Raw genomic sequence first — 13,204 nt, 5'->3', positions numbered from 1 at the left:
TATGATACGTCAGGTACCACTGCTGTCCACAAAAGGATTTATCGTCTCATGGCCATAAACGTTTCAGAGCTTGCCCTCCAGGCTAAGGCTCTCACACGCTTTGTTCCCGCTTTGGTGAACTCCGGCATCGTCAGCCCCCATGGCGGCCCCAGGGCGATGATCAACCTGCTGCCAGTGCTTGCTCGCTACCGCTTCACTACCGCCCGTGAGCTGGAGCAGGGTTACTTAACCTGCCCGGAGCGCCTCGCGCTTATCGATGACGACGGCACCCTGACCTACCGCCAACTGCGCAACCAAACGCGCACCTTTGCTCGCTATCTGCAGTCGCTTGACCTGCCTGAAATTAAATTGGGCATCATGGCCCGCAATGGCCGCGGCATCATCGAACCCCTCGGCGCCAAGGGCTATACGGGCGGTTCTGTCTACATGCTCAACATCGGCTCCTCCCCGGAGCAGCTCGCCGGCTGCATCAAGGAAACCGGCATCAACGTCCTGGTCATCGACGACGAATTCCTTCCTCGCCTCAACGACGAGTTCTACGATTCTCTCCACGTTGTCGTGGGCCACTACTCCGGTGCACCGCCGGAGGAGCTGCCGCGTCTGGAGGACATCGTTAAGCATCCGGAAGCAGTGGATAACGTAAAGCTTCCCACCTTCCCGAAGCACGGCTACATCGTGCTGATGTCTTCTGGCACCACCGGCATCCCGAAGGGAATTTTGCGCCCGGAGCCGACCCTGCCGGTTGTCGTCGCTTCCATCGTGGGTGCCATGCCGTGGCGTGCAGACCAGCATATTCAGCTCACCGCCTCGATTTTCCACACCTGGGGCTGGGCGTGCCTCAACATTGGTCTGGCTGCGCGCAACACGATTGTCACCCACCGCGTCTTTGATGCCGAGCAGGTTCTCGACGACATCGAGCGCTACAGCCTCGATGGCCTGATTTCTTCGCCGATCTTCTTCAAGCGCATGGTCGAAGCCGACCCGGACGGCAAGTACGACACGTCGTCGCTGCAGTTCATCGCTTCTGCTGGCCACGCCCTGACCCCGCAGATTGTCGCGGAAACCAACGAGCGTTTCGGCCCGATTCTCTGCAACGTCTACGGCTCGACTGAGCTCGCCCTGGCGACCACCGCAACCATGGAACAAGTGGCCAAGGATCCGACCATCGGCGGCAAGATTGCTTCCGGCACCAAGCTGGAAATCCTCGACGAGGATGGCAACCCCGTTCCCCGCGGCGAGGTCGGTGAGATTTACATGACCAACTCCACCGCACTGGTTGGCTACACCAAACCGGGCAAGGAAGTCCACCGCGTCCGCGGCCTGATTTCCATTGGTGACCTGGGATATATCGACGAGGACAACTGCCTGCACGTGGTCGGCCGTGCCGATGACATGATCATCGTCGGTGGCGAGAACGTCCACCCCCAGTCCGTCATTGAGGTCCTCGAGGCAATGCCAGGCATCCTGGAAGTCCACGCTGGTGGTGTCGAAGACGATGAAACCTTCCAGCGCATTGCCGTATGGGCCGTGCCTACCGATGACTCCGACGGCAAGGCTCTCAGCGCCGACGGCATCCGCGACTGGGTCAAGCGCTACCTCGCCGACCACTCCATCCCGCGCGATGTCCACTTCCTGGACAAACTGCCCCGCAACCCCACTGGCAAGGTCGTTCCGCGCCTGCTCAAGCACAACGATTAATGCTTAGAATGTGGGCATGAGAACTTTCACTCTTGCCGAAGCCTCGCAGACTGATCTTTCCGACCTGGTCTCTTACAGCGAGGCCGGTGAGGTGATCGCGCTAACCCGCAATGGCAGCACCGTGGCAGAAATTGTTCCTGCCGCCGAAATGGCTCAGCTACGCCGCACATGCAAGCTGCTTCACGATGCCACTCTCACCCTGGGCCGTATGGCGACAGATTCCGGTGCACGCACCGAGCTTGACGATGTCATCACATCCCTCGGCCTGAACCGCAACGAACTGGAAGCAGAACTTAACGACGAGCTCGCCGAGCGTTAAAAGAGCCGGTCCAGCACGTTTTCTGCCGAGATAAGGCACATCGGCACACCCACTCCGGGCTGCACGGTCGCGCCTGCGTAGAACAATCCCGCGACCTTCTTGGAGACATTCGAGCTACGGAAGAACGCTGATTGTGCCAGCGTGTGCGCTGGGCCGATGGAACCGCCTGACCAGGCGTGATAGTTGTCAGCAAAGTCGGCCGGTCCAATGGTGCGGCGCACAACGATACGCTCTGCCAAGTCCGGGATTTCAGCCCACTGGGCAATCTGCTCAATGGCTGCGTCGGCAGCGCGTTTTACCGCAGCGCTTTCCGATGCCCCATACGCATCACCATGGCCCACCACCTCTGCTGCTGGAACCGGGATGAGCACGAAGAGATTCTCGTAGCCTTCCGGTGCGACCGAATCATCGGTCTGCGAGGGCTTGCACACATAAATCGAGCGGGAGGACTGCTGCGCATGCGCTTGCACGTCATCGCCGTAGACGACCTCGAAGTCTTCTTCCCACTTTTCAGAGAAGAACAAGTTGTGGTGATCTAACTGTGGAAGGTTTCCTTCCACACCAAGCAACACCAGCGTGGTGCCCAATCCTGGGTCCCGGCGCGCGAAGTAGCGTTCGGGAAAGGTGCGTTCTTCTGGTTTGAGCAGCGCATTTTCGGTGTGGTGCAAATCCGCACACGAGACCACAATGTCCGCGGTCAGCGTTTCGTTCTGTCCCTCGTGACGCACGCGCACTCCCGTGGCACGACCATCCGACGTGGTGATTTCAACAGCTTCAGTGTCGTAGCGGAATTCCACGTCGCGTTCGCGGGCGAGGCGCTCCATCGCATCAATCAGGCTCGTAAACCCACCCTGCGGGTACTGCACGCCGAGTTCTAAGTCAGTGTGGCTCATCAAGTGGTACAGACTTGGTGCGGTCGCTGGCTGTGTGGACAGGAACACCGCTGGGTATTTCAGAATCTGTTGCAAGCGCACGTCACTGAACTGGCTATCCACATAAGAATCCAGTGACTGGAAGAGCATGCGCACAAAGCGCCCAGCCTGCGCGAGTACTTCCCGGTTCAGGAAAGGCGCGGGCGTCGTGTAATTCGTATACAGCAGGTGCTGGAGTGCGGTGTCATAAATCTTCTTCGCGCTATCGAGGTAGTTCTCCAAACGCGCACCAGCACCGGGTTCTACCGATTCGAAGAACTCTGCAACTGCTTCCCTGCCGTGCGGAACATCAAGTGGTGTCTTTCCTTCCGGGAACACGCGATAGCCCGGGTCCAGCAGCTGCAAATCCAATTCTTGGGCGGTAGACGTGCCCAGCAGATCAAAGTAGCGGTCGAAAGCTTCGGGCATCAGATACCAGGACGGGCCGGTCTCAAAGCGGAAGCCATCAACCTCTAACTCCCCGGCGCGCCCACCCGCACGCGGGCCGCGTTCAATGACGGTGACGGCGATGCCGTGTTCTGCCAGCAGTCCCGCTGTAGCAAGCCCGGCCACACCTGCACCAATCACGAGTGCGCTATCAACCTCTGCTGGTGGCTTCGGGGCCAGCCCGGGCAGTGTCATGATTTGTCCTTTCCGGAGGTAGTCCGCGGTGCTTGGGCGATCGCTTTGGCGATCAGGAAACGCTTACGGCCAGTAGGCACACTGACTCTTTCGCGCAGGAGCTGCTCGACTGGTGTACGGCGAATCCTTTCGTTGAGCTCGCCAAACAACGCCGCTGTAGCCATCACGCCGGTGCGTGCACCTAGTGGCAGATCCCCAAAAGACCCGCGTGCAATGTCTAGTTCCGCATCGACTTCGGCCACGATGCGCAGCTTGCCTGCCTCATCCAGGTGGATTTCCTCACCCGCTAAGTAGGTTCGCCCTAATTCGCCGTAGTCTTCGGCCAAGTCGCGCAGGAAATTCACCTTCTGAAAAGCCGAACCCAGGTTCCGCGCACCGCGTTCCAGCCGTGCCCATTTGGCGGCACTGACCTGGTGACGTTCCGGACCAAAGAAGCACGCCAAGCACAACAGGCCGATGACTTCAGCTGAGCCATAGATATACCGCTGCAGGTTCTCCGCGGAAAAACGGGTGCGATGCAGATCCTGCCGCATCGAATCGAAGAAGGCTGCCAGGTGGTCGTCCTCAAATTCGCAGCGCCTGGCGGTTTGGGCAAAGGCATGCAGAATCGGGTCAGTGTGGAAATACACCCCGGCGGCACCGCGCACGGCAGCTTCGTAGTCATCCAGCAGCTTGCCGATGACCGACACCTCATCCGTATCCAGCGCCTGCGCTGCAGCACCATCGACGATTTCATCGGCAATCCGGACTACCGCGTAGAGGTTGCGAATATCTCGGCGCACATCCGGTGCAAGCACTGCCGTGGAAAGGCCAAAGCTCGTCGAATAGCTTTTCACCACCTGCGCTGCCGCGCGATCAGCCATGGCGTTGTAGCGGCGCAAAAATACCCGGTCCAGGGTGTTTTCTTGCCTACTCACGAAACCTTTTCTCCCATCGCGCGGTGGTGCCAACAAAACTGCAGCGGCTTAAAGCCATAGACCTCAAGTTTAAGCCGTAGACGCAACCGCAGATCACTACACCCACCATCGCAGCGCTTAGAATGCAGTGTCACACAAGGCAAGGAGGGTAAGCATGCGCAAGGTACTGGTCATCGGCAGTCCCGGCAGTGGCAAAAGTACCTTCGCACGCGCACTCGCCGCAGCCACCGGCCTGCCCTTGGTGCACCTGGACAACCTGTTCTGGAATACCGACCACACCACCGTCGGACGCGAGGAATTCCGGCGCCGTCTACAAGAGGTTTTGGGCCAGAACGCCTGGATTATCGACGGCAACTACCCCTCCACGCTGGAGCTGCGCCTACAACACTGCGATACCGTGTTCTTCCTCGATTACCCCGTGGAGCACTGCCTGCGCGGGCTTGAACAACGCCTGGGCCAACCCCGCAGCGATATGCCCTGGGTCGAAGAGGAACTCGACCCCGAACTCGTGGCCACGGTGAAGGAATTTCCCACGGCGACGAGGCCGGACATCGTCAAGCTTCTGCAGGCCCACCCCAATGTGCAGGTGCATCGCTTAACGATGCCCACCGCACCAACAGATTTTGAGCCATAGCGTTTGTAAGACATAAATAAGACTTTTGGAGCGGGCATGGCTAAACCCCAGCGCAGAGACTATGTTCTACCTGGGGTTATGGAGCCGCTTGCGAGAATCGAACTCGCGACCTTCTCATTACGAGTGAGATGCTCTACCGACTGAGCTAAAGCGGCAGCGCGCATATGCGCACACCGGATTCTAGCGCAGGGTTGCTGACTTAAAGAAATCAGGACGCCGCGATGTCGCTAGCGCACGCCATAGGCTTGGCGCAGGCGGCCGACCAGGCCGTCGAAAGCGACTTGCGGGGTCACGTTGAAGGTCAGTTGCTCGCGGCAGGTGCTGATGGCGGATTGGCAGTTGAGCAGGGATTCTTCGGAAAGTTTCTCGGCTAGCTCGCCGGAGAGGCCGGAGAAATCGGGGTGGACGAGTTCGACGCCGGCGCCGACTTTCAGCATGAGTGCGTCGCGGTACAGGCTGGAGAGATCGACTAAAGCGAGGTCGAGGCCATCGAGAAGCCGGCGGCGTCCACGCTTTTTCTGCAGGTCTTCCAGTTCTTTGACCGCAGAGCGGACTTCGCGCTGCGCTTTGGCAGCACCTTTGCCTTTGGCACCGGCGCCGTAGGCTTGTTCGACCTTGGCGACTTCGGCGGCGTCTTTTTCTTTGTCGCCTTGTTTGGCGTCGTCATCGATAAGTTTGATGAGCGCGGTGACCGCCTGGAAGGCCTGGGAGCCATGCAGGATGTCCTCCGCCAGATTGATGGCCAGGGCGCGGCGCTTTTGCGCGTTGGTGTCACGCACCAAGCGACGGGCGCGGCCGACGTGGCGCTGGGCAGTAACCGCGGCCAGGCGAGCATCGTTATCGCTGGCGCCTTCGGACACGAGCTGCTTGACGATGCTTTCTACCCCCGGTGCGGGGATATACAAATGACGGCAGCGTGAGCGCAGGGTCTGGGAGAAGTCCTCCGGGTCATCGGAAGGCGCGCACATGATGATGACTGTGCGGGCCGGGGGCTCCTCCACCGTCTTGAGCAACGCATTGGCCGCTTGGGAGCTCAGCCGATCGGCGTTGTCGAAGATGACCACACGCCACGGGGCGACGGTAGGCATGGATGCCGCGCGCCCGATAACCTCACGCACGGTATCGACCGCGATGATGGATTCTTGCGGATGAATGAAGACTAAGTCTGTGTGCTGCTGGTTTTCTAACACGGCGCGGCAGTCGGGACACTGGCCGCAACCGACCTGCTCCGCACTCGGGTTGCTGCACATCAGTGCGGCGGCGAAGTTCAACGCTGCGATGGAACGGCCCGAACCGGGTGGGCCGCTAAAGAGCCACGAGTGGCTCATCGCGCGGGGATCGGCGCCCGGCAGACCACGGGCGGCAGCGGCGGCAGCAAGGATCGTCTCAGCCACCGCCGGGGTATCGGCTAATCTCTGCGCAACGCTTCCGGTATTCACTCGCCCTAGCCTACTGCTGTCACTAAAGTATTAAGGCATGAACAGACTACTGCGTGGCGCCCGCTGGCTCATGGGCACCCAATGGCCGATCTACGCCGCGCTAGTTCTTGGATCCAACATCGTTGGCGCCATCGCGATTATGACCTTCGTGGTGTTCTTCCTCCCCATGCCGGAGATTGAAGAATTTACCTCACAGACCGACAACCTCTTTCTGATCGGTGCGATCTACCTGATTTTCGCCGTCATCATCGGCATGGGTGTGACGTTGTTGCTGTTCCGGCCGGTTTTAGATTGGCAGCGGGCTCCGTCTGAACACGACCCGAATATGGTGCGCAACCTGGTGCTGCGCATCCCCATCTACCAAGCCGGTGTGGCCGCGATTGTCTGGGCGATTGGCATTATCATCGCGGTGATTATGACCTGGCCGGTCTCCCCGCGACTCAGTCTGGTCGTCGGCGTTGCTACGATTCTCGCTGGCCTCGTGGTCATCATCTTGACCTACTTGCAGGCCGAACGCCTCGTGCGCCCGGTTGCAGCACTGGCTGTCGCCCGCCGCTTCGAAGACTCCACGCTGGAGCCACCGATCAAATACCGCCTGACCTCCACGTGGCTGATTACCTCTGCTGTTCCGCTCTTCGGCATCATTTTGGTGTTGCTGGGTCAGCGTTCTGGCCTGTTTAGCGACAACGCCACCGACATCATCCCGGCGATCATCGCTCTGGCGCTTACCGCTCTGGGTACCGGCTGGATGGGCACGTCCTTCGCCGTAATGAGCGTGGTCGACCCGATTCTGGAACTCCAGGACGCCATCAACCGCGTGCGCCACGGTGAGCACGATGCCGAGGTGGATATCTACGACGGCTCCGAGCTGGGTGTGCTGCAGGCCGGCTTCAACGAAATGATGCGCGGCCTGCGTGAGCGCCAGCGCGTCCGCGATATCTTCGGCCGCTACGTCGGCACGGAAGTTGCCCAGCGTGCCCTGGAAGAGCGCCCCGAGCTCGGTGGTGAGGACCGCCAGGTCGCCGTCATCTTCGTCGACGTCATTGGCTCGACGACCTTCGCGGTCAACCACACCCCGGAGAAGGTCGTCGAAGAGCTCAACAAGTTCTTCGAGCACGTCGTCACCGTCGTGCACCGCAACAAGGGCATCATCAACAAGTTCCAAGGCGATGCCGCTTTGGCTGTCTTCGGTGCCCCACTGAACGTCTACGACTCGACTTCTCTGGCTCTACAAGCAGCCCGCGAACTGCGCCAGGAACTGCGCGGTCTGGAGCTGCAAGCAGGCATCGGCGTTGCCGCCGGCCACGTCGTCGCCGGCCACATCGGTGGTGCCGACCGCTTCGAGTACACCGTCATCGGCGACGCCGTCAACGAAGCCGCACGCCTTACCGAACTGGCCAAAGACACCCCCGGCCAAGTGCTCACCAACGCCGCCACGCTGAAGACCGCCAACGAAACCGAACAAGCCCGCTGGACCTATCTGAAATCCATCGAGTTGCGCGGCCGCCGCCGCATGACCCAACTAGCACGCCCCATCCGCGCCACCCTCGCCGAGCGCGCCCAGAGCTAAAACCAGATCGCCGAATCAACAATCACCACAGATGCGCTGCAAAAGTATCGTATTTTGATATTTTTGCAGCATGAAGATTGTTGAGGCGACCGAGATGGTCCTCAGTCTCGCCTCCCAGCAATGGGGAATGGTGACTACGGCTCAGGCAAAATCCGCAGGAGTTACTTCCCTCATGCTCGGCCGCTTGCAAGACAAAGCCATTCTGCACCGAGTTCGCTCGGGTGTGTACATCTCTACCGCCGTTGGCTGGTCGGCTGCTACTGAAATCCGTGCACAGTGGCTGGCCCTTGAGCCGAAGACGATGGCAGTAGACCGCCTCACAGAAATCCCCTCTGCTGTGGTGTCGCATGAATCAGCTGCCGAACTACACGGCATTGGTGATCTTGAGACTCCGCGTATTCGTTTCACCGTCCCCAACAGACGCCAAACGCGACAGCCTGACGTCGCATTCCGCACCGCTCAGCTCACTGCCGACGACTGGATGCTTATCGACAGCCTTCCTGTAACAACTCCGGTTCGCACGCTCATCGACCTCGCCCGCGCCGGCCACGAACCCGACCATCTCAGCGACGTAGTTCGCGATATTCTGCACCTGCGCTTGGCTACTCGCGCTGAGCTTTCCGATGTCATTACTGATTTTTAAGCCTGAGCGATCACACAGCACCTATTGCTCACGTAGGTTATTGTTCTACCCATGACCTCGACCCAACCGACCAAACGAATGATCGTGCCGGATGTGGCCCGTGGCCTGTCGCTGCTGGGTATTGCGCTGGCGAATATTACTTCTGCGTGGATTGTCACTAGCGACCGCACTGCGTCGTACTTTGGTGGCATTCTGCGTGATCATCTGATGGTCCCCAACATGTGGGACCAGGTCACCGTCATCATTGCCGCGCTGTTTTTCCACATGCGTGGCCTGCCAATGTTCTCCACGCTTCTAGGTTTCGGTGTGGGTCTGATTGCGATGTCGCTGTGGCGTCGCCGCTTTCCGGTCGGGGCGGCGAAAAGGGTCATCGTCAAGCGTTATGCCTTCCTCATGCTCTTTGGCGCGCTGCACTGTTTGTTCCTCTTCTACGGCGACATCATGCTCTTTTATGGCGCAGCCGGCATGATCATCGCCGCAATGCTGACCTTGAGTGACAAGGTAATCCTGCGCATCGCCTACATTCTGTTGGGCATCTCGCTGTTTTTCGGGCTCATCATGGGCATCGTCGGCTTCTTCATCCCGCAGCTGGCCGGAAACGTCACCATGACGCCGGAAGATATCGGTATGTACTCCGGCATTGATTCTTATGGCAGCCTGCTGCTTTTCCAGCTCTTCATGCTGGTAGTGCAGTTTTTCAACATCATCCCGTCGTTGTTCTTGCTCTTCCCAGTCATGCTCATAGGTTTCGTGTGGGCCCGCCGCGGCGTGCTTTCCGATGTCCGCGCCCACCAACGCGAGCTCAACATCTGGGTCTTCATTGGCATCGGCGTCATCTTGCTTATCGGTTTGCCGTGGGGCCTGGCCGAGATTGATTTCCTCCCGGCGCAGTGGTCTGCCGGCTTTATGATGCTCAATTCCTTCTTCGGCGTGCTCACCGGCCCGGCCTTCCTGGCGCTGCTGGCACTGATGCTGCAGGGCGTGCAGGAAAAGATCTGGAACGGCGTATCCACCCCGTGGTACCTGTGGGCATTCGCCGCACTGGGCAAGCGCTCCATGAGCGGTTACGTTGCCCAGTCCGTGCTGTTTTTGATGATTGTCTACCCCTTCACCCTCAACATCGGACCTGAATACGGTGCCTTCGGACAATCCGTCATAGCCTTCTTAGTCTGGCTCTTTACTCTGGTGCTGGCCTGCATGCTCGAAACCATGAACGTGCCTGGCCCGTTGGAGTGGGTCCACCGCCGCCTGGCCTACGGAAAGACCCGGCGAGCAGAACTGCCGAAGCGCTACGAGCAACAGCAACCACCCGCCGGGCCTACCGCCTAAACGAAGGCGACTACTTCCGTCGCGACCCTGCCTTCACGACGTTCTTCGTACCAGGTGAAGGCTTTTTCGTTGCCTTCTTGCCGGTCTTCTTGCTGGACTTCTTCGTCGGTTTCTTAGTCGACTTCTTCGATGCCTTCTTAGTGGCCTTCTTGCGGGTCGACTTCTTGGTCGACTTCTTCTTGCCACCGTCGGCAGCTTCCTTGGCGCGGCGCTCGGAGAGCAGTTCGTTGGCGCGGGCATCGGTAAGCTGCTCCGGGTCATCGCCCTTGCGCAGGGAGGCATTGGTGGTGCCGTCGGTGACGTAAGGACCAAAGCGGCCGTCCTTGACGGTCATCGGCTTGCCGGAGACATCGTTGTCGCCGAGCTGCTTCAGCGGTGGCTGGGCAGCGGCACGACCGCGACGCTTTGGTTCAGCGTAGATGCGGCGGGCCTCATCGAGGGTGATGGTGAAGATCTGCTCTTCGTTCGCCAGCGAGCGAGAGTCCGAACCCTTCTTCAGGTACGGGCCGTAGCGACCGTTCTGCGCGGTGATGACTTCGCCATCGTCGACACCGACCTCACGTGGCAGCGACAGCAGGCGCAGTGCTTCTTCGAGAGTGACGGTGGACGGTTCCATCGAGGAGAACAGCGAAGCCGTGGCAGGCTTGAGCTTTTCTTCGATGTAGGACGCGACGCGCTTTTCCTTCTGCTTGGCAGCAGTCTTGGTTTCCCAATTCTTCTTGCGCTTGCCTTCAGCAGCGCGCTGGGCGTCTTCTTCGGCGCGTTCCTTAGCGACGACCTCTTCGGCTTCAGCCTCGGCCTTCTCGCGTTCATCGTCACGCACCTGCTCGGTGACGTAAGGACCAAAGCGGCCTTCCTTGGCCAGAACCATGCGGCCGTTCTCGGGGTTCTCGCCGAGCTCGCGGCCACCCTGCGGGGTAGCGAACAGCTTCTCGGCGAGTTCCTCGTCCAGGCCGTCCGGGGTGACGGTCGCAGAGAGGTTGGCGCGCTGGTATTCCGGCGTGCCGTCCTCGTTGGTGCCGACGACGCGCTCGATATAAGGGCCGTAACGACCGACGCGGACGAAGACGTCGCGGCCTTCGGAGTCGGTGTAGAGCAGCAGGGAGTTGACCTTGCGGGCATCGATAGCTTCGAGGTTGATATCGATGAGCGACTTCAGACCACCGTGGCGCGCGATGGATGCGGCCTTCTGGTCGTTGGCCTGCTCGTTGCCGAAGTAGAAGCCGTTGAGCCAGTCCGTGCCGTTTTCGTTGCCGGCAGCAATCGAGTCGAGCTCATCCTCCATCGAGGAGGTGAAGTCGTAGTCGACCAACTCGGTGAAGTTGTTTTCCAGCAGGCCAATAACGGCGAAGGCGACCCAGCTTGGGACCAGGGCGTTGCCGCGGGAGACGACGTAGCCGCGGTCCTGGATGGTCTTGATAATCGACGCGTAGGTCGATGGGCGACCGATACCGAGGTCTTCCATCTTCTTGACCAGGCTGGCTTCGGTGTAGCGTGCCGGCGGGTTGGTACTGTGACCATCCGCGGTGACTTCCTGAGCCTTGAGCGCATCGCCTTCGTTGAGGTGCGGCAGACGGTTCTCATCCGTCTTGGCGTTGCTGCCATCTTCGTAGGCGCGCAGGAAGCCCGGGAAGGTAATGGTGCGGCCGGTCGCGGAGAACTCCACGGCGCGGTTGCCGTCATCGGTAGCTGCGTTGCCTGCCACGGTGACCTTCATGGAAGTGCCCTTGGCGTTTTCCATCTGGGAGGCAACGGTGCGCTTCCAGATGAGGTCGTAGAGCTTGAACTCCTCGGCATCGAGCTGGCCTGCCAGCTGACCCGGGGTGGCAAAGGACTCGCCAGCCGGGCGGATAGCCTCGTGGGCCTCCTGGGAGTTTTTCACCTTGCGGTCGTACACGCGTGGCGAGGAAGCCACGTACTCGGAGCCATAAATGGTGGTCGCAGCGTTGCGTGCGGCATCCAGGCCCTGCTTGGACAGGGAGGTGGAGTCGGTACGCATATAGGTAATGTGACCGTTTTCGTAGAGACGCTGCGCAATACGCATGGTGCGCTCTGAGGTGAAGTGCAGGCGGCGACCGGCCTCCTGCTGCAGCGTCGAAGTCATAAACGGCGGGTAAGGCTTGCGGGTATAAGGCTTGTGCTCAACCGCTGCGACCTGCATGTCCGCGCCCTTGAGACCAGCAGCCAAAGACTTGGCGACCTGCTCGTTGAGCACGACGACATCGTCAGTTTTGACCTCACCGCGGTCATCGAAGTCGCGGCCTTGGGCGACGCGCTTGGCATCGACCGTCGCCAAGCGTGCTTCAAAATCTTGCGGGTTATCGCCCTGCAGCTTCGCCGAGAGATCCCAGTACTCAGCGGAGATAAATGCCATGCGCTCGCGCTCGCGCTCGACGATGACGCGGGTGGCCACGGACTGCACACGACCTGCCGACAGACGCGGCATGACCTTCTTCCACAGCACCGGGGAGACCTCGTAACCGTAAAGACGGTCGAGGATACGGCGGGTTTCCTGGGCATCGATGAGGTTCTCGTCGAGCTCACGAGTATTCTCCGCTGCCTCCAGGATGGCGGACTTGGTGATCTCGTTGAACACCATGCGGCGGACCGGAACCTTCGGCTTCAGCACCTCAAGCAGGTGCCACGCGATGGCCTCACCCTCACGGTCGGGGTCTGTTGCCAGGAAAAGTTGGTCGCACTCTTTGAGCTTCTTCTTTAAGTCAGCGACCTTCTTCTTTTTATCCGGGCTGACCACGTACAACGGCGCGAAGTTGTCATCCGGGTTCACGCCGAGGCGTGCCCAGGATTCCTTCTTGAACTTCGCGGGGACATCGGCAGCACCGCGCGGGAGATCACGAATGTGGCCGACGGAGGCTTCCACGATGTAGTCATCGCCCAAATAAGGCTGGATCTTTTTCGCCTTCGTCGCCGACTCGACGATAACCAGGGTTTTTCCCTGACCGGCTGCTGGTGGCACTGCGACTTCATCCCTTTCGATGACGTGGAGAACAAGCTCGATTGGTGTAGTAGTTCCGTATCGAGTCAGCGGAACTGCGGCCAATTGCCCTTAGCGTACACAGTATCTGCTGCAACTTTATTAAC

10 protein-coding genes and 1 tRNA gene are annotated in these 13,204 nt (G+C 59.8%); 6 read left to right on the top strand and 5 right to left on the bottom strand.

The annotated features are described in order from the left end of the window. Window positions 1-48 precede the first annotated feature (48 nt). Window positions 49-1,698, top strand: a complete 1,650-nt coding sequence (locus UL81_RS01075) for an AMP-binding protein (protein WP_081961605.1) — start codon at window positions 49-51, stop codon at window positions 1,696-1,698. Between the two features lie 16 nt (window positions 1,699-1,714). Next, window positions 1,715-2,017 carry a type II toxin-antitoxin system Phd/YefM family antitoxin gene (locus UL81_RS01070; protein WP_035107278.1) on the top strand — a complete coding sequence of 101 codons (303 nt, stop codon included), beginning with the start codon at window positions 1,715-1,717 and terminating at the stop codon, window positions 2,015-2,017. On the opposite strand, the gene crtI is transcribed toward UL81_RS01070, so the two are convergent. Together crtI and UL81_RS01060 are read right to left on the bottom strand one after the other, a co-directional pair. Next, the gene (crtI, locus tag UL81_RS01065) at window positions 2,014-3,570 is read right to left on the bottom strand and encodes a phytoene desaturase family protein (protein WP_046453156.1); all 1,557 of its coding nucleotides are present in this window, start codon (window positions 3,568-3,570) and stop codon (window positions 2,014-2,016) included. The two genes, UL81_RS01070 and crtI, sit on opposite strands and share 4 nt — an antisense overlap. Further along, complete coding sequence (locus UL81_RS01060; RefSeq protein ID WP_046453155.1) at window positions 3,567-4,487, bottom strand: phytoene/squalene synthase family protein; 921 nt, start codon at window positions 4,485-4,487, stop codon at window positions 3,567-3,569. Before UL81_RS01060 ends, crtI begins: the two co-directional genes overlap by 4 nt. A gap of 154 nt (window positions 4,488-4,641) precedes the next feature. Between UL81_RS01060 and UL81_RS01055 the strand changes: the two genes are divergently transcribed. Next, complete coding sequence (locus tag UL81_RS01055) at window positions 4,642-5,121, top strand: AAA family ATPase (protein WP_046453154.1); 480 nt, start codon at window positions 4,642-4,644, stop codon at window positions 5,119-5,121. 79 nt (window positions 5,122-5,200) lie between these two features. Here the strand turns inward: UL81_RS01055 and UL81_RS01050 are convergent. Together UL81_RS01050 and UL81_RS01045 are read right to left on the bottom strand one after the other, a co-directional pair. Beyond that, window positions 5,201-5,276 (bottom strand) — tRNA-Thr (locus tag UL81_RS01050). Window positions 5,277-5,348: 72 nt separating this feature from the next. Further along, window positions 5,349-6,560: a DNA polymerase III subunit delta' gene (locus UL81_RS01045; RefSeq protein ID WP_081961607.1), complete on the bottom strand. Its 1,212-nt coding sequence runs from the start codon at window positions 6,558-6,560 to the stop codon at window positions 5,349-5,351. Between the two features lie 37 nt (window positions 6,561-6,597). On the opposite strand from UL81_RS01045, the gene UL81_RS01040 reads away from it, so the two are divergent. The 3 genes from UL81_RS01040 (at window position 6,598) to UL81_RS01030 (ending at window position 10,102) form a co-directional block, all read left to right on the top strand. Beyond that, window positions 6,598-8,130: an adenylate/guanylate cyclase domain-containing protein gene (locus UL81_RS01040; protein WP_046453153.1), complete on the top strand. Its 1,533-nt coding sequence runs from the start codon at window positions 6,598-6,600 to the stop codon at window positions 8,128-8,130. A gap of 70 nt (window positions 8,131-8,200) precedes the next feature. Beyond that, the gene (locus tag UL81_RS01035) at window positions 8,201-8,773 is read left to right on the top strand and encodes a type IV toxin-antitoxin system AbiEi family antitoxin domain-containing protein (RefSeq protein ID WP_081961610.1); all 573 of its coding nucleotides are present in this window, start codon (window positions 8,201-8,203) and stop codon (window positions 8,771-8,773) included. Window positions 8,774-8,824: 51 nt separating this feature from the next. Beyond that, complete coding sequence (locus tag UL81_RS01030) at window positions 8,825-10,102, top strand: DUF418 domain-containing protein (protein WP_035107279.1); 1,278 nt, start codon at window positions 8,825-8,827, stop codon at window positions 10,100-10,102. A 10-nt stretch (window positions 10,103-10,112) separates the two neighbouring features. Here the strand turns inward: UL81_RS01030 and topA are convergent, their stop codons facing one another. Next, window positions 10,113-13,079, bottom strand: coding sequence for a type I DNA topoisomerase (gene topA, locus UL81_RS01025; protein WP_035107281.1), 2,967 nt, complete (start codon window positions 13,077-13,079; stop codon window positions 10,113-10,115). Between the last annotated feature and the right edge of the window lie 125 nt (window positions 13,080-13,204).

The organism is Corynebacterium camporealensis (assembly GCF_000980815.1).
Lineage (GTDB): Bacteria > Actinomycetota > Actinomycetes > Mycobacteriales > Mycobacteriaceae > Corynebacterium > Corynebacterium camporealense.
The sequence above is the reverse complement of the archived record's forward strand: the minus strand, read 5'-3'. Positions and strand labels throughout refer to the sequence as shown.